The following is a 16,735-nucleotide window of genomic DNA, read 5'->3' on the forward strand; positions in this document are numbered from 1 at the left end:
CTGACCAGTGCCGCTGAGCGCCGTTCGGCGCTGCTCAGCGCGGCCCGGTTGCCCGGGCCCTCCGCACCCCAGCGCCTTTCAGCGCCCCTTAATGCCGCCCGAGGCGATCACGCAGGGCCTTGTAGGCGCCCCTGCCGGTCTTGGCGGCGCGCAGCGCGGCGTACATGGCCTGGTTGACGGGCACGTCCCAGGCGCCGTCGACCTCGGTGGGATGCTTGGCGTAGCGCTTCTTGTACATGCCGACCTGGTAGAGCTCGGGCACGCGGGGCGAGTCGGCGCCCATGAGGTCCAGGCCGCGGTAGCCCTCCTCGGCCAGGGTCCGCGCGGCCCACCAGTCGAGGGCCTCGGCGCCGCGGAAGCCGCGGGACTCGGTGGAGGACGCCCCGTAGTAGGCGGTGGCGTCCTTGCCGGAGGTGGTGATGAGGTCCCAGCAGTGCGGGACGCCGTCGCGGCGCAGCACGAAGAGCCGGGCGTGCTCGGGACCGAGCGAGGTGAGCATGGACCAGTAGACATCGGCGGGGTGGGGGCGGAAGCCGTCGCGGCGGGCGGTCTCGGCGAGGACCTCGTAGATGGCGTCGAACTCGCCGCGCTCCAAGCCCGTCTCGTCGCTGATGGCGCAGCCGGCCTCCTCCGCCACGCGCTGGGCCCGCTTGACGGCGCGGCGCCCGTCCTTGGGCATGGCGGCGGCGATGGCGTCGGGCGTGCGCGGTGTGAGGTCGATGACGAAGGTGCGGTCGTAGGTGATGGTGTTGAGCAGCTCGTGGAGGTCCGGGGCGTTGTAGCGGGCGTGCATGCGCAGGAAGGGGATCGCGCGGTCGCGACGGCGGATTTCGGCGCGCAGGAGCTCGCGCAGGTGGGCCTCTCGCTCGGGGGACTGCTCCTTGAGCCAGGTGGGACCGTGCTTGGCCCACAGGAAGGGGCGGCCGCCGATGGTGTCGGCGTAGATGGCGATGGCGGCCACGGGCTTGCCGTCCTCGCCGGCGTAGAGGTAGCGGCCCCACAGGGCGTGGCCCTGGGAGGCCTCGTAGCGCTCCCAGGCCTCGGTCTGCTCGATGCCCACCGGCGTGTTGCCGATGGCCAGGCGCATCTCGCGCCCATCGACCCTCCTGAGGGTCTCGGGGCGCCCGGTGGCGGAGTGATCGTTACTGGTCATCATCGTGCTCCTCGCGCTGGGTTGACAGGGGTCCGGGTGGGGGCCGCGGCGCTGGGCGGGGTGCCGGTCGGCGCGCGTCAGTAGGACAGGTCGGTGGGCTCGGGGTAGTAGCGCTTGAACTTTCGGTAGTGGTTGAGGCGCTGGGCCTCGACGAGCGCGGCGCGCACCAGGGAGCGGTCCGCGGGGTCGCGCAGGGGGTCGGCGCCAGGGGCGAGCGAGCGGATGCGGGCGGCCAGGGCGTCGTCGCGGATGTAGCGCAGCAGCAGGCGCGTGGGCACCAGGGAGTAGAGGATCTCCTCGGTGACCTGCTTGCGGGGCAGGGGCGCGCCGTCGATGAGGTCGGCGAGCATGGGGACCATGGGATTGGCGCCGGCGGCCGTCATGTAGAAGGAGTTGCGGCCGATGCGTGGGTTGATCTCGAAGAAGACGGGCTCGCCGGTGGCGGGGTCGATCTTGACGTCGAAGTTAGCGAAGCCGCGGTACCCGGCCGCGGTGAGGATGCGCTCCGCGCCGGCCCACAGCTCAGGGAAGGCCTCTGTGATCATGGCGACGGGGTTGCCGATCATCGTGGGGGCGTGGTCCTCCAGGAGGACGCGGGCCGAGCCGATGAGCCTGACGGCGCCGTCGGAGCCGACGTAGGCCGTGATGGAGCGCATGGCGGTGTTGTCCCCCGCGATGAGCTCCTGGACGACGAAGGTGGAGCGGAAGCCGGCCGCGCGCAGGTCGGCCCACAGGGAGTCGAGCTCGGCGGCGCTGTCCATGAACCAGATCTTGCGCTTGCCGGGGAACTCGACGGCATCGTAGGCGGCGCCCACGGCGGCCTTGGCCACGAGGGGGAAGGGGATGTCGATGGCGGGGGCGGCCCAGTCGGGGCTGTCGGCGCCCGCGAAGTCGACGACGACCTGCCTGGGGCTGCGCACGCCGGCCTCATCGCAGATACGGCCGAAGGCGCCCTTGTCGGAGACGCGGTCGATGACGTCGACATCCGGGAAGGGCACGGCGTAGACGGGCTCGAGGTCGCCGCGCAGGGAGGCGAGGATGGTCGCCATGGCGTCAGTGTTGGCCATGACCACGGCACTGCGGGGCTCGCGCCCGGCGGCCAGGCCGGTCAGGGCGTCGCGGATCTGCTCCCGGGTGGCGTGGGCGGGCAGGGGCGCGGTGTCGATGTAGGAGGAGCGGCGAATGGCGTCGATGGGAGCGTTGGCCAGCACGGTGACCCTCTGGCCCGTGGCCTCATGCAGTTGGCGGGCGATGGCGTAGACGCCGATGTCGCCGCCGATGACGACGGGCAGGATCCGCTCGTGCCGTGCGGTCATCCGTGGTCCTCCTGGGGATCGTGGTGGGCGGCGCCGGTGGGGCGCGGTCGGCACCCGTGGTTCAGGGCTGGCGGGGCGGGCGCCGTGCCCCCACGGGGGCCAGCCTAGCCGCACCCGGGCCGCGTGAGCACGTGAGGGCGGGGAGGGTGGCGGGGCGCGGGCCGCCCGGCGCTCCCGCCAGGCAGCCCCGAGCGCCGATTCCAGCGCCTCCACGGCCAAGGGACCTGGTCAGACCAATGTAGAAGGCCCGGGGCGCTGACGGCGCCACCCGGGCCTTGATGGGGCAGTGGGCGATACTGGGTTCGAACCAGTGACCTCTTCCGTGTCAGGGAAGCGCGCTACCGCTGCGCCAATCGCCCGAGCGGATGACGGGACTCGAACCCGCGACCCTCACCTTGGCAAGGTGATGCTCTACCAACTGAGCCACATCCGCATTTCTCGCACCGCATCGCGGCGCGGCAGAAACGTAGCAGGGGGCGCGCGGCCTTGCCAAATCCGCCCCGCCCACCAGCCCATGACCTGCGTCACGCCATGTGATGCGCGAGGTCAATCCGCAAGGTCCCCCTCATCGGCGGCCCGCCGTGGCAAGGTAGCGCATATGGACACCAGCACGGGCACCCCCCTACCGACTCGCGAGCCACTGCCGACGGCGACCGAGCCGTCCTCCCCTGAGGCCCCTGAGCCCGCGACTCCCCCCGCCTCCCCCGCGGAGTCCACCTCCCCCGCAGAGCCCGCGGAGTCCGCCGAGCCCGCCGCTCCCCTTGAGGAGCCCGCCGGCGCGCCGGTCGTCTGGCCGGGCCGGCCCGCCCCCCTGGGCGCCACCTTCGATGGCTCCGGCACCAACTTCGCGCTGTTCTCCTCCGTCGCCTCCGGCGTCGACCTGTGCCTCTTCGACGACGCCGGGACCGAGACCCGCGTGCCCCTGACCGAGGTGGACGCCGGCGTCTGGCACGGCTACCTGCCCTCGGTCTACCCCGGGCAGGTCTACGGCTACCGCGTCCACGGCCCCTACGATCCCGGCTCGGGCCACCGCTGCGACCCCTCCAAACTCCTCCTGGACCCCTACGCCAAGGCGATCTCCGGCCAGGTGTCCCCCTCCCCCAGCCTGTACTCCTACAACTTCGACGCCCCCGACACCCGCAACGAGTCCGACTCCGCGCCCGTGACGATGCGCTCGATCGTCATCTCCCCCTTCTTCGACTGGGGCCACGACCGCCCGCCGGCCCACCCCTACCACGAGACGATCATCTACGAGGCCCATGTCAAGGGCATGACCAAGTTGCACCCAGAGATCCCCGCCGAGTTGCGCGGAACCTACGCGGGCCTGGCGCAGCGCCCCGTCATCGACCACCTCAAGGCGCTGGGCATCACGGCGATCGAGCTTATGCCCGTCCACCAGTTCGTCAACGACACGCACCTGCAGGAGAAGGGCCTGTCGAACTACTGGGGCTACAACACCATCGGCTTCTTCGCCCCGCATAACGCCTACGCCGCCTACGGCGAGGCCGGTCAGCAGGTCCAGGAGTTCAAGTCCATGGTCAAGGCCTTCCACGAGGCCGATATCGAGGTGATCCTCGACGTCGTGTACAACCACACGGCCGAGGGCAATCACATGGGCCCCACCCTGTCCTTCAAGGGCATCGACAACGCCGCCTACTACCGGCTCGTCGACGGCTCCCAGGAGCACTACTTCGACACCACGGGCACCGGCAACTCCCTGCTCATGCGCTCCCCGGCCGTCCTGCAGATGATCATGGATTCGCTGCGCTACTGGGTCACCGAGATGCATGTCGACGGCTTCCGCTTCGACCTGGCCTCCACTCTCGCCCGCCAGTTCCACGAGGTCGACAAGCTCAGCGCGTTCTTTGACATCATCCACCAGGACCCCGTGCTCTCCCAGGTCAAGCTCATCGCCGAGCCCTGGGACGTGGGCGACGGCGGCTACAACGTCGGCGGCTTCCCCGCCCTGTGGAGCGAGTGGAACGGCCGATACCGGGACACGGTCAGGGACTTCTGGCGGGGCGAGCCCTCCACCCTGGGCAATTTCGCCTCGCGGATCACCGGGTCCTCCGACCTCTACCAGAACTCCGGCCGCACGCCGGTGGCCAGCGTCAACTTCGTCACCGCGCACGACGGCTTCACCCTGCGCGACCTCGTGTCGTACAACGACAAGCACAACGAGGCCAACGGGGAGGGCGGTGCCGACGGTGACAACGCCAACCGCTCGTGGAACTGCGGCGCGGAGGGCCCCTCGGACGACCCGGCGGTCCTGGAGCTGCGCAGCCGCCAGGCCCGCAACTTCCTGGCCACCATCCTCTTCAGCCAGGGCGTGCCCATGATCTGCCACGGCGACGAGATGGGCCGCACCCAGAACGGCAACAACAACGCCTACTGCCAGGACAACGAGCTGGCCTGGGTCCACTGGGACCTCGACGGCGAGGCCCGCGATCTCCTGCGATTCACCTCGGACATGATCCGCCTGCGCCAGGAGCACCCGGTGCTGCGCCGTCGTCGTTTCTTCTCCGGGGCCGCGGGCCACGGCGGCGAGTCGGACATGGGCGAGATCGAGTGGCTCGGCCCCTCCGGGGCGCGCATGACCGACGAGGACTGGGCCACCTGGTACGCGCGCGCCATGGCCGTCTTCCTCAACGGCGAGGCCATCGCCGAGCCCGATGAGCGCGGCCAGCGGATCGTCGACGACTCCATCCTCATCCTCATCAACGCCGCCGGGGAGGACATCACCTTCACCATCCCCGACGCCGACCACGCCCCGGCATGGAGGATCGCCCTCGACACGGCTCCCGCCACGGACGAGGTCCACCCGGAGTCGCTACTGGCCGGCCAGCAGGTCCTCGTCCAGGCGCATTCGATCCTCTGCCTCATCTCCGACGAGCAGGCGGACCAGGGCCCGGAGCACCAGGAGCGGGCAGGCCTCTCCCACACGGGCCTGAGGCGTTCCTGATACGGTCCAGGCGAACGCCCTGACCAGACCATGAGGCAGTCCTGACCCTCAGGAGGACCGAGAGCATGACCGATCACCGCCCCTCGACCGCCTCCCCGGATCACGCGGGCCCGCCTCGGCCTCCTGCCACCCCCGCGCCGACCGGTGGCGCGCCCTCCCCCGCGCAGGCGGCGCCGCAGACCGGTTACGCGCCCTGGTCCGGCCACCTGCCGCGCGAGGGGCGGCGCGCCCCCGTGAGCACCTACCGCCTCCAGTTGGGCGCGGACCTGGATTTCGACGCCGCCCGCGCCCTGCTGCCCTACCTGGTCGACCTCGGAGTCACCGACCTCTACCTCTCGCCCATCCTCCAGGCCGCGCCCGGCTCCACCCACGGCTACGACGTCGTCGACCACACCCGGGTCTCCGAGCCCATGGGGGGCCGCGAGGGGCTGGAGCGCCTGGCCGGCGCCGCCCACGAGGCGGGCCTGGGCGTCGTCGTCGACATCGTCCCCAACCACATGGCGGTTCCCACTCCCGGCTGGTCCAACCTGCCCCTGTGGTCGGTCCTGCGCGATGGGCCGGAGTCCCCTTACGCGCACTGGTTCGACGTGTCGGTCGATGAGCCGATCCTCATGCCGATCCTGGGGGCGCGCCTCGGCCGCGTCCTGGCTGACGACGAGCTGCGCCTAGAGCGGATCGTCGTGCCCACCGAGCCCGAGCGGGGCGAGCAGTGGGTGCTGCGCTACTTCGACCATGTCTTCCCGATCGCCGAGGGCACCGAGTCCCTGCCCATGGCCGTGCTCGTCGAGCAGCAGTTCTACCGCCTGGCTTACTGGAAGGTCGGCGATGAGGAGACCAACTACCGCCGCTTCTTCGACGTCGGCACTCTCGCGGCCATCCGGGTGGAGGACCCCGCCGTCTTCGAGGGCTCCCACGCGCTGATCACCGAACTCATCGCGAACGGCACGATCGACGCGCTGCGCGTGGACCACCCCGATGGCCTGGCCGACCCGGGAGGCTACCTGGCGCGCCTGAGCGAGGCCACCGGCCAGGCGTGGATCGCCGCGGAGAAGATCCTGGCGCCCGACGAGTCCCTTCCCCCCTCATGGCCCGTGGCCGGCACCACCGGCTACGACGCCGCCTGGCGCATCGACCAGCTGCAGGTCGACCCCGCCGGCTCGGCGCGCCTGGGCATGCTCATGCACGAGTTCGCCGGTGAGGGCCCGATCGACCACCCGCGCGTCGTTGAGACCGCCAAGCGGGAGGTCATCGGCGGTTCCCTGGCCGCGGAGGTCTACCGGCTCGCGGCCATCCTCGACCGCCTCACCTCCTTGGACGTGCGCCTGCGCGACCACACCCTGCGCGACCTGCACGCCTGCCTCGTCGAGCTGCTCGTGGCCGCGGACCGCTACCGCGCCTACATCGTTCCCGGGCACTCGGCCGACCCCGATCAGGCCGCCGTCCTACGCGCCTCCGCCGAGCGTGCCCGTGAGCGCCTGGAGGAGGACCAAGCCGAGACCCTCGACCTCGTCGTGGCGCTCCTGCTCGGCGAGCCCGTGGGCAGCGAGGGCATGTCCGCCTCCCCCCTGCGGGCAGAGGCGATCGTCCGCTTCCAGCAGGTCTGCGGGGCAGTGACCGCCAAGGGCGTCGAGGACACGGCCTTCTACCGCTGGATGCACCTGACCAGCCTCACCGAGGTCGGAGGGAACCCCTCCGGCTTCGCCCTGGACCCCGATGAGGCCCATGCCTGGGCCGAGCGCACCCAGGCCACCTGGCCCGCCACCATGGTCACCTCCACCACCCACGACACCAAGCGCGGGGAGGACGTGCGCGCGCGCCTCGACGTCCTGGCCTCCTACGCCGATGAGTGGACCGACCTCATCCATCGGCTCCGCCTCCTGACCCAGGAGGCGCGGCCGATGGACCTGGACGGGCGCAGCGAGCTCCTCCTATGGCAGGTGCTGTGGGGAACCTGGGCCCCCGGCAGCGCCGACCCGATGACCCCCGAGCGGCTGACCGCCTACCTCATCAAGGCCTCCCGTGAGCAGAAGACCTGGACCACGTGGACCAGTCCGGACACCGCCCGCGAAGAGGCTCTGACCGGCTACGCCGCCCACCTGCTCACCGATCCCGCCGTCGCCGAGCAGATCGAGGCCTTCGCCTCGCTCACCGCCCGCGAGACCCGCGCGATCGTCCTGGCGAACAAGGCCCTCACCCTGACCTGGCTCGGCGTGGCCGATGTCTACCAGGGCTCGGAGATCACCCGCACCAGCCTTGTCGACCCGGACAACCGCCGACCGGTGGACTACCGCGGCGAGGGCGGCCTGGAGCGGATGCTCTCCCACCTGGACTCCGGAGCTCCCGCGCGCGGCCTGGACGAGGAGAAGCTCGCGCTGACCGCCGCCCTGCTGCGCCTGCGCCGGAACCGCCCCGAGACCTTCGTCGGATCGCGCTCAGGCTACCGGGCGATCCCCGTGACCACGTCGCACGCCTTCGCCTTCGCCCGCACGCTCGACGGCGAGGAGGACGTCATCGTCGTCGTGCGGCGCCTGGGCAGGCGCCTGGCGACCCTCGGGGGCTGGCGCGAGCACTCCATCGTCCTGCCCGAGGGGGCCTGGCGCTCGGTGATCACTGATGCCGAGACCGGCGGGGGCACGCTCCCCCTGGCCGATCTCATGGGCGACGCTCCCGTCGTCGTCCTGGCCCGCCAGGCCTCCCCCGCGGCCGCGGATGAGGAGGGCCCCGGCCATTGGGCCGAGGGAGCGCGGGCCCACGAGCGGAGAGAGGCTCGGCCATGACCGGCGCGGACAGCCGCGCGGCGGGCGCGCGCCGCCCCTGGGAGAGCCCCGCCCTGCCCGTCGGCGAGAGGGTCCCCGTGTGGGCGCCCGGCGCCAGCCGCGTGGAGTTGAGCCTTCCCGCCACCGGGGAGGCGCTGCCCATGGAGCGCGTCGGCGACGGCTGGTGGGTGAGCCCCCGCGCTCTCACCCCCGGCACGGATTACGCCTTCCGGGTCGATGGCTCCCCCGACCGCCCCGACCCGCGCAGCGCCCGCCAGCCCTACGGGGTCCACGGCCCCTCCCGCTACATCGATCCCTCGGCCTGGGCCAGGGCGTGGACCGATGACGGATGGGCGGGCAGGGACGTGCGCGGCGCGGTCATCTACGAGTTGCACGTGGGGACGTTCACGCCCGATGGGACGCTCGACGCGGCCGCGGGGCGCCTGGGGCATTTGGCCCGGCTCGGGGTGGACATGGTCGAGCTCATGCCTCTGGCGCCGTCGCCGGGTGCCTCGGGCTGGGGCTACGACGGCGTGAGCCTGTGGGCCGTCCACGAGCACTACGGCGGGCCCGAGGCCCTGGCCCGCTTCGTCGACGCGGCGCACCGCGAGGGGATCGCCGTGTGTCTCGACGTCGTCTACAACCACCTGGGCCCCTCGGGGAATTACCTGGGCGCGTTCGGCCCCTACTTCACGGCCGCGCACCACACACCCTGGGGCGAGGCGGTGAACTTCGACCAGGCCGGCAGTGAGCAGGTGCGCGCCTACGTCATCGACGCCGCCCTGCGCTGGCTGAGGGACTTCCACGTCGACGCCCTGCGCCTCGACGCGATCCACGCCATCGTCGACGACTCCCCCCGCCATGTGCTCGCCGAGCTCTCCGAGGCCGTGGCGGCCCTGTCCGATGAGCTCGGTCGGCCGCTGGGGCTCATCGCGGAGTCCGATCTCAACGACGTCGGAGTCATCACGCCCGTCGATGAGGGGCCGCCGGCGCGCTCGCCCTCACTGGGCATGACCGCTCAGTGGGCCGACGACGTCCACCACGCCCTGCACGCCCGCCTGACCGGGGAGTCCCAGGGCTACTACGCCGACTTCGCCGCCCCGGGAGCCTGGCTGAGGGCGTACTCCCGCGCCTTCCTCCACGACGGGTCCTGGTCGAGCTTCCGGGGGCGCCGGTGGGGCGCGCCAGTGCCGGAGGGCACGGACCCCCGGCGCTTCGTCGTCTTCTCCTCCAACCATGACCAGGTGGGCAACAGGGCTGTCGGGGACCGGCCGGCCGCCTCCATGGGCGATGACGCGCTGGCGGCGCAGGCCGCCCTCGTACTGCTCAGCCCCTACACCCCGATGCTGTTCATGGGCGAGGAGTGGGGCACGCGGCGGCCCTTCCAATTCTTCACCGATCACGACGATCCCGCCCTGGCGGCGGGCGTGAGCCAGGGGCGCAAGCGGGAGTTCGCTGATTTCGGCTGGTCGGCCGAGGACATTCCGGACCCGCAGGCGCCGTCCACGGTGGCCTCCTCCTGCCTGGACTGGGATGAGCCCAGCGCGCCGGACCACTCCCGTCTGCTCCAGTGGTTCACGCGCCTGATCGCGCTGCGCCGCGAGCTGGGGTGGTCGCAGCGCCGGCGATGGCCCGGGGTCGAGGACGCCGACGGCGTCATCACGGTGGCCTACGACGACGTGATCGTCGCGGTCAACCTGTCTGGCCAGGACCGCCCGGCGCCGGATCACGGCGAGGCCCTCGCCTCGTGGGAGCCCGGGGAGGCGGGCGCCGGCCCGCGCCGCCCCGGCGTCCTCGCGGCGGGCCAGACGCTCATCGCCCGGCACTGATCGCCCAGCGCTCATCCCCCGGCGCTCATCGCCCAGCGCTCATCGCCGCGCCCGCCGAGCGCCCAACACCACCACCACGCACCCCACGCCACCGCCAGGCGCCCCACCCCACCCACACCATCGCTCTTCCTCGATCGCTTTTGTCTCACGACATCCGGGAACGGGGCCGAGAACTACGAGTGGTGGGATTGTCTTGAGAACTCACTGATAGGCCTCCCGTGAATGAGGAACTCCCCCTCGGCAGGCTCATGGAACCGCGACAGGAACGGACGCATCATGCTCTTTCGACGGCCATCAATGCCGACGAGCGCCATAACACATCCGCCGTCAACCGGGAAGAAAGCATCATAGAGCGCGAGAACATCCTCTCCGGGGCGACAGAATCTCACATTGAGGAACTGATGATGGTCTCCCGCGGAACCTATGAGCGCAGCGAGGGCCGATGGGCCGACTCGGGTGGCGCCAGGGATGAGGCCCGCGAGCCCGCCACCCCCTTGCCCATCCCCTCCCCGCGATCATCGCCGCGTGGACGACCGCCCCGGAGCCGGCGAGCGCGGACAGCATTCCAAGGTTCCGGCCCGAGCCAGGGGGACTCGCGCCGGGCCCACATGTGATTGAACAATTTCCTCTTGACGGCCGCATGTGATCTGATGAGTCATTCTTCCAGCCGGGACAGCCCAGCCTCCTCCTTGGCGCCGCCCCGCATCATATTCATCGCGCACGTCGGGGGCACCCCGCGAATACCGTCCCAGCCCGCGAATACCGTCCCAGCCCGCGAATACAGTCCCAGCCCGCAAATACCGCCCCAGCCCGGCGTTGCGCCCTCAAACTGCGAGAATGAGGGCGCAACGCCGGGCTGGGGCGGTATCGCGGAGCTGAGGCGGTATCTTCGAGGCGAGACGGTATCGCGGAGCTGAGGCGGTATCTTCGAGGCGAAACGGTATCGCGGAGCTGAGGCGGTATCTTCGAGGCGAAACGGTATCTCCGCGCTGAGACGGCATCTCGGGGATGAGGGCGCAGCAGGAGGACCGCCCGCGCCGCCGCGGACCGGAGGACTAGCGGCAGGGATCGCGCACCTCGCGCACAAGCCGCCCGCACCGGTAGGACGCGCCACGGCGGTGACACCTAACGATCCCGCTAAGACCGACACGCACCCGCCACCACGCGCCGAGCCTCCATATCCGAGCCGGAAGCACCACGACCCGCCCTCGAACGAGCTTGGCAAGTCCCCTCGGCTGCGGTTCCTTGCGGCGTGGCAGCGCGGGCTTAGCCAAAGCGCCGGTAGCCTGGGCTCGTGAACGACACGAACGGCCCTGCCTCATCCCCGGAGGCGGCCGCCCAGATCCCTGAGCGATTCGAAGAGGTGCTCTTATCGATGAGGGAGGCCGATCGGCCCCGCGGTCTCGTCCTTGAAGAAGTCCCCGCTCCCCGTCGACTCGCCCCCTATGCCGCCGCCCTGTCCGCCGAGACGGAGGAGACCGACTCCGGCACGCCCGTGGCCTCGGGCCGCTTCATCATCCTGCACGATCCCGCGGGGCAGGCCGCCTGGGATGGCGACCTTCGAGTCGTCGTCATGGTGCGGTCCCGGATCGACGACGAGGTGAGTTCCGACCCGCTCCTGGGCCATGCCGCCTGGACATGGTTGTCCGAGGCGCTCGATGAGGCCGGCGCGGGACACCGCGCCCTCGTGGGCACCGTCACCAGGGTTGTCTCCGAAACCTTCGGCGGCCTGGACCTCACCGACTCCTGCGCGCACGCGGAGATCCGCGCCTCCTGGTCGCCCTCGACCACCGATCTCGCCCCGCACCTGACCGCCTGGTACCAAGCACTTCACGCGGCGGCGGGCCATGAGCCGGAAATGGCCTTCCCCATGTTCGCCCTCGCGGGATGGGCGAGGTGAGGCGGGCCGTACCGGTCAGCCGATTCGGAACGACCGACGAGCCGGTGCCCGCCGACGAGGTCGTCCCCTACCGGCGGCCGGCCGATGGGCTCCCCCCTCTGACAGACTCCCCCGCGGCGCTGGCCCGGGCGGCCTCCGAGATCGGCGATGGCACCGGCCCCATCGCCGTCGACGCCGAGCGGGCATCGGGCTTCCGCTACGGGCAGGACGCCTACCTCATCCAGCTCCGGCGCGCGGGCGCTGGGACCATCCTGGTCGATCCGGTCTCAGCCGGGCCCCTCGATGCCCTCGCCGCGGCGCTGGACGGGCCCGAGTGGATCCTGCACGCGGCCGACCAGGACCTTCCCTGCCTGGCAGATGTCGGCCTGGCCCCCCGGGAGGTCTTCGACACCGAACTCGCGGCCCGCCTGCTCGGCCGCGAACATGTGGGCCTCGGCGCGGTCATCGAGGAGACGCTCGGCCTGCGGCTGGCCAAGGACCACGCGGCCGCAGACTGGTCCACCCGCCCCCTGCCGGATTCCTGGCTCATCTACGCCGCTCTCGACGTCGAGTTCCTCACTGAGCTCAGAGACGCCCTGGCCTCCGAGCTCGCCGACGCGGGGAAGCTCGAGTGGGCCATGCAGGAGTTCGAGGCGGTGCGCACTCGGGGCCCACGAGCCCCGAAGGTCGATCCCTGGCGCAAGACGCCGCGCGCGGGAACCGCCGTGCGCTCCCAGCGCTCACTGGCGGTGCTGCGGGAGGTGTGGACCGCCCGAGAGCAACTCGCCGTCGAACTCGACCGGACGCCGTCGAGGATCCTCCCCCACCGCGCCGTCGTGTCCGCGGCGATCGCCTGCCCGACCTCCCGCCGCAAGCTCTTCGCCCTCAAGGACTTCTCCTCTCGCCAGGCCCGCCAGCATTCCGAGGTGTGGTGGCGGGCGGTGGAGCGGGGCCTGAGCCTTCCCGACGACGAGCTCCCGCCGCTGCGCGCCCCGCTCGCGCCCGGCGAACTGCCCCAGCCCCGGTCCTGGGCGCGCCGCCACCCCGAGGCCGCGCAACTCCTCGATGTCGTCCGCTCCTGCGTGCGGACGCATGGAGAGAGGATCCGCGTGCCCCAAGAACTGCTCCTCGCCCCCGAGTCCCAGCGCCGGCTCGCCTGGGACCTCGGTCATGAGATGGCCCGGGGCGGGCACCCCGCGATCGACTCAGACGCGGTCTCGGCCCGACTGGAGGACCTCGATGCCAGGCCCTGGCAGATCGAGCAATGCGCCGATCCCCTGTCCCGAGCGCTGCGCCGGGTCGTGTAGCGCTCCGCCCGGGCCGCCGGTTCGGCGCCCGTTCGGCGCCCAGGGCCATGGCGAGGGACCGCGCGCGCTAGGCCCCACCGGGATGTCCCGAGGGCGTTGGCGGGGCCGCTCCGGGAGGGCTTCCTCTTGCGCCCCCGCGCGCCCCTCGGGCGCCGATGGGCGCGCGTTCCTCAGTGCACCGTGAATCCGTGGGAGCGGAAGATCGCGCGGGTGGATTCCACGAGCTCGGGCTCAGGGGGCCGCGAGTCGCGCAGCGTGTAGTCCAGCCCCAGGGCGTCCCATTTGTCGGTGCCCATCTGGTGGAACGGCAGCACCTCGACGCGGCTAACCACGGATCCCCAGCGCTCGACGATCCGTGCGACATTCTCCGCATTCTCCGGGCTGTCCGTGAGCCCCGGCACGAGGACGAACCTCGCCCAGATCTCAATGCCCTTGGCGGCCAGGCGGTCGCCGAACTCGATGGTCGGGGCGAGTTCCCGGCCGGTGACCCGCTTATAGGTCTCCTCGTCCCCGCTCTTGACGTCCAGGAGCACGAGATCGATGTTGTCGAGCATCTCGTCAGTGGCGTTGCGGCCGAGGTTGCCGGAGGTGTCGATGCAGGTGTGGATCCCCATCGCCTTGGCGCCGGACAGGAGCCGCGCGGCGAAGGCCGGCTGCATGAGCACCTCTCCGCCGGAGAGGGTGATGCCGCCGCCCGAGGCCCTGAAGACATTCCTGTAGCGCTTCATGCGCCGCAGGAGCTCGTCGGCCTCGACCGGCTCGCCGTCCTTCATGAGGAAGGTGTCCGGGTTGTGGCAGTACAGGCAGCGCAGCGGGCAGCCGTTGAGGAAGACGGTCATCCGCGTGCCGGGGCCGTCCACCGCTGTGACGAGCTCCCAGGAGTGGATGGAGCCCAGGGTTCCCTCGCGCATGCGCGCCAGTCGCTCTGAGCGCTCAATGTCGGAGAGCTCCTCGAGCCCGCCGATACCCGCCCCGCGCAGACGGGCGGCCGGGGCCAGGAAGTCCTGGTCCCGGCCGCCCAGCGCCGCGGGGGTCATGGTCTCAGTCATCTGAGCCCTGCCCCGTGCCGGATCAGGCGCCGGCGTGGAAGGTGCGGTTGAGGACGTCCAGCTGCTGCTCGCGCGTCAGCTTGACGAAGTTGACGGCGTAGCCGGAGACGCGAACCGTGAGGTTCGGGTAGTTCTCCGGGTGCTCCATCGCGTCCTCAAGGGTGTTGCGGTCCAGGACGTTGATGTTGGCGTGGTAGAGGCCCTTGACGCCGCCGTTGCCCTGGCGCTGCGCCTTCATGGACTCAAGGCGCTCTTCGTAGGTGGGCATGTCTGCCCCTTTCTGTGTGGTGAGTTGTGTTCTGAGCCGTGATGGTCCAGGGGATCGCGCGGTGCGATCAGACCTCGGCGCAGTCGTCCGGGACGAAGCCGGCGTCGAGGATGCCCACGAGGTTGGCCACGCGCTCCTCGAGCGTGCGGCCCAGGCCCTGCGGGGTGATGGTGTTGGTCAGCGAGATGCCGTCGAGGGCGTCGTTGTAGTCGAGCTTGCCGACGGACAGCATGGAGGCGACCATGCCGTGCGTGTCCATGCCGTTCTCCGGGTTCGCGCCCGGGGAGAAGGGGGTGCCCTTCTTGTGGCCGGACGGGAAGGAGCCGGTGGCCTTGCCGTAGACGACGTTCGAGGTGATCGTCAGAACGGACTGGGTCGGGATCGCGTCGCGGTACATGGGCTGCGCCTTGATCTTGGACATGATCGTGTGGACCACCGTGGCGGCGATGTCGTCGGCACGGTCGTCGTCGTTGCCGTAGATCGGGAAGTCGCCCTCGGTGACGTAGTCGACGACGAGGCCGGTCTCATCGCGCACCGGGGTAACCTTGGCGTACTTGATGGCGCTCAGGGAGTCGGCGACGATCGACAGGCCGGCGATGCCGCAGCCCATGGTGCGCACGATGTCGGAGTCGTGCAGCGCCATCTCGATGGCCTCATAGGCGTAGCGGTCGTGGCACATGTGGATGATGTTGAGGGCCTCGACGTAGGTGGCGACGACCCAATCGAGCATCTTCTCGTACTTGTCCCAGACCTCGTCGAAGTCCAGGGGGCCGTCGCCCTCGATGCCGGGCAGGCCGGTGACGATCTGCTTGCCGGTCATCTCGTCACGACCGCCGTTGATGGCGTACAGGAGCGCCTTGGCGGAGTTGACGCGGGCGCCGAAGAACTGCATCTGCTTGCCCACGCGCATCGGGGACACACAGCAGGCGATGGCGGCGTCGTCGCCCCAGTGCTCGCGGATCTGCTCATCGGCCTCGTACTGGATGGAGGAGGTCGTGATGGAGATGTAGGCGCAGAAGTCCTTGTAGCCCTTGGGGAGCTTCTCATCCCAGAAGATGGTGATGTTGGGCTCCGGGGCGGGGCCGAGGTTCACCAGGGTCTGGAGGAGGCGGAAGGAGGTCTTGGTGACCATGTGGCGGTTGTCGTCGGAGAAGCCGGCGTCGGACCAGGTCGCCCAGTAGGGGTCGCCGGAGAAGATCTGGTCGTAGTCGGTGGTCCGCAGGAAGCGCGTGATACGCAACTTCATGACGATGTTGTCGATGAGCTCCTGGGCGCGGGTCTCATCGATGACGCCGGCCTTGAGGTCGCGCTCGAAGTAGCAGTCGAGGAAGGCGGACAGGCGGCCGATGCTCATGGCGGCGCCGTCCTGGGACTTCACCGAGGCGAGGTAGGCGAAGTACGTCCACTGCACCGCCTCGTGGGCGTTGGTGGCCGGGCCAGAGATGTCGAAGCCGTAGTCGGCCGCCATCTTCTTGAGCTTCTTGAGGGCCTTGATCTGCTCGGAGTGCTCCTCGCGGTAGCGGGCCCAGTGCTCGGAGAAGGGCTGGTCGGCGACCTTGTCCTTGGCGATCTCCTTGAGCTCGATGAGGCGGTCGACGCCGTAGAGGGCCACGCGGCGGTAGTCGCCGATGATGCGGCCGCGGCCGTAGGCGTCGGGCAGGCCGGTGATGATGTGGCTGGAGCGCGCGGCGCGGATGCGCGGGGTGTAGACGTCGAAGACCGCGTCGTTGTGGGTCTTGCGGTAGCGGGTGAAGATCTTGGCGACCTCCGGGTCGACCTCCTTGCCGGCCTCCTTGATGGCCTGGGCCACCATCCTCCAGCCGCCGTTGGGCATCATGGCGCGCTTGAGCGGGGAGTCGGTCTGGAGGCCGACGATGACGTCGTCATCCTCGGAGATGAAGCCGGGGACGAAGGCGTCGATGTCCGAGGGGGTGTGGGTGTCGACGTCGAGGATGCGGACCTTGCGCTCCTCCTTGAGGTACTTCTCCTCCAGGGTGTTCCACAGACGAAGGGTCTTGTCCGTGGCGCCGGCAAGGAATGAGGAGTCACCGTCGTAAGGGGTGTAGTTGCGCTGGATGAAGTCGCGGACGTCGATGTCCTCGGTCCACGGGCCGGTGGCGAAGCCCTCCCACGCGTCGGTCCGGGTCCCATCCGCGGTGGTGGATGAAGTGACCTCAGTTGTCATCCGTGTCCTCCTGTATGTGGGCGGCGATCCC

10 protein-coding genes and 2 tRNA genes are annotated in these 16,735 nt (G+C 70.5%); 5 read left to right on the forward strand and 7 right to left on the reverse strand.

The features are described from left to right. Positions 1-88: 88 nt before the first annotated feature. The 4 genes from GVV75_RS07400 to GVV75_RS07415 all read right to left on the reverse strand — a co-directional run bounded on the left by GVV75_RS07400 (position 89) and on the right by GVV75_RS07415 (position 2,902). On the reverse strand, positions 89-1,153 hold the full coding sequence (locus tag GVV75_RS07400) for a lipid II:glycine glycyltransferase FemX (RefSeq protein ID WP_159814178.1): 1,065 nt from the start codon (positions 1,151-1,153) through the stop codon (positions 89-91). 77 nt (positions 1,154-1,230) lie between these two features. Then, the gene (locus tag GVV75_RS07405; protein ID WP_159625186.1) at positions 1,231-2,469 is read right to left on the reverse strand and encodes a carboxylate--amine ligase; all 1,239 of its coding nucleotides are present in this window, start codon (positions 2,467-2,469) and stop codon (positions 1,231-1,233) included. Between the two features lie 287 nt (positions 2,470-2,756). After that, positions 2,757-2,828 (reverse strand) — tRNA-Val (locus GVV75_RS07410). Between the two features lies 1 nt (position 2,829). Then, positions 2,830-2,902: transfer RNA gene (locus GVV75_RS07415), tRNA-Gly, on the reverse strand. A 165-nt stretch (positions 2,903-3,067) separates the two neighbouring features. On the opposite strand from GVV75_RS07415, the gene glgX reads away from it, so the two are divergent. The 5 genes from glgX (at position 3,068) to GVV75_RS07440 (ending at position 13,202) form a co-directional block, all read left to right on the forward strand. Continuing rightward, complete coding sequence (glgX, locus tag GVV75_RS07420; RefSeq protein WP_159814180.1) at positions 3,068-5,431, forward strand: glycogen debranching protein GlgX; 2,364 nt, start codon at positions 3,068-3,070, stop codon at positions 5,429-5,431. A 65-nt stretch (positions 5,432-5,496) separates the two neighbouring features. Beyond that, positions 5,497-8,208 carry a malto-oligosyltrehalose synthase gene (treY, locus tag GVV75_RS07425; RefSeq protein WP_236266100.1) on the forward strand — a complete coding sequence of 904 codons (2,712 nt, stop codon included), beginning with the start codon at positions 5,497-5,499 and terminating at the stop codon, positions 8,206-8,208. Further along, on the forward strand, positions 8,205-10,016 hold the full coding sequence (gene treZ, locus GVV75_RS07430; RefSeq protein ID WP_159814182.1) for a malto-oligosyltrehalose trehalohydrolase: 1,812 nt from the start codon (positions 8,205-8,207) through the stop codon (positions 10,014-10,016). The genes treY and treZ overlap by 4 nt, the downstream gene beginning before the upstream one ends. Positions 10,017-11,310: 1,294 nt before the next feature. Then, positions 11,311-11,916, forward strand: a complete 606-nt coding sequence (locus tag GVV75_RS07435; RefSeq protein WP_159523201.1) for a DUF3000 domain-containing protein — start codon at positions 11,311-11,313, stop codon at positions 11,914-11,916. Then, positions 11,904-13,202 (forward strand): HRDC domain-containing protein, encoded by a 1,299-nt coding sequence (locus GVV75_RS07440; protein ID WP_201288737.1) that lies wholly within the window; start codon positions 11,904-11,906, stop codon positions 13,200-13,202. The genes GVV75_RS07435 and GVV75_RS07440 overlap by 13 nt, the downstream gene beginning before the upstream one ends. A gap of 170 nt (positions 13,203-13,372) precedes the next feature. Here GVV75_RS07440 and pflA read toward each other — a convergent pair whose 3' ends face one another. From pflA to GVV75_RS07455, 3 genes are all read right to left on the reverse strand, one after another. After that, on the reverse strand, positions 13,373-14,251 hold the full coding sequence (gene pflA, locus GVV75_RS07445; RefSeq protein ID WP_159523203.1) for a pyruvate formate-lyase-activating protein: 879 nt from the start codon (positions 14,249-14,251) through the stop codon (positions 13,373-13,375). Positions 14,252-14,273: 22 nt separating this feature from the next. Then, positions 14,274-14,519, reverse strand: coding sequence for an autonomous glycyl radical cofactor GrcA2 (grcA2, locus tag GVV75_RS07450; RefSeq protein WP_080463415.1), 246 nt, complete (start codon positions 14,517-14,519; stop codon positions 14,274-14,276). 67 nt (positions 14,520-14,586) lie between these two features. Beyond that, on the reverse strand, positions 14,587-16,704 hold the full coding sequence (locus GVV75_RS07455) for a pyruvate formate lyase family protein (protein ID WP_159523205.1): 2,118 nt from the start codon (positions 16,702-16,704) through the stop codon (positions 14,587-14,589). Between the last annotated feature and the right edge of the window lie 31 nt (positions 16,705-16,735).

Source organism: Actinomyces sp. zg328, from assembly GCF_009829635.1.
Taxonomy (GTDB): domain Bacteria; phylum Actinomycetota; class Actinomycetes; order Actinomycetales; family Actinomycetaceae; genus Actinomyces; species Actinomyces marmotae.

Excerpts from the sequence above, each read along its gene's own strand:
- GVV75_RS07400 (WP_159814178.1), bottom strand. The coding sequence starts at position 1,153 with ATGACCAGTAACGATCACTCCGCCACCGGGCGCCCCGAGACCCTCAGG.
- grcA2 (WP_080463415.1), bottom strand. The coding sequence starts at position 14,519 with ATGCCCACCTACGAAGAGCGCCTTGAGTCCATGAAGGCGCAGCGCCAG.
- GVV75_RS07440 (WP_201288737.1), top strand. The coding sequence starts at position 11,904 with ATGGGCGAGGTGAGGCGGGCCGTACCGGTCAGCCGATTCGGAACGACC.
- treY (WP_236266100.1), top strand. The coding sequence starts at position 5,497 with ATGACCGATCACCGCCCCTCGACCGCCTCCCCGGATCACGCGGGCCCG.
- glgX (WP_159814180.1), top strand. The coding sequence starts at position 3,068 with ATGGACACCAGCACGGGCACCCCCCTACCGACTCGCGAGCCACTGCCG.
- treZ (WP_159814182.1), top strand. The coding sequence starts at position 8,205 with ATGACCGGCGCGGACAGCCGCGCGGCGGGCGCGCGCCGCCCCTGGGAG.
- pflA (WP_159523203.1), bottom strand. The coding sequence starts at position 14,251 with ATGACTGAGACCATGACCCCCGCGGCGCTGGGCGGCCGGGACCAGGAC.
- GVV75_RS07405 (WP_159625186.1), bottom strand. The coding sequence starts at position 2,469 with ATGACCGCACGGCACGAGCGGATCCTGCCCGTCGTCATCGGCGGCGAC.
- GVV75_RS07455 (WP_159523205.1), bottom strand. The coding sequence starts at position 16,704 with ATGACAACTGAGGTCACTTCATCCACCACCGCGGATGGGACCCGGACC.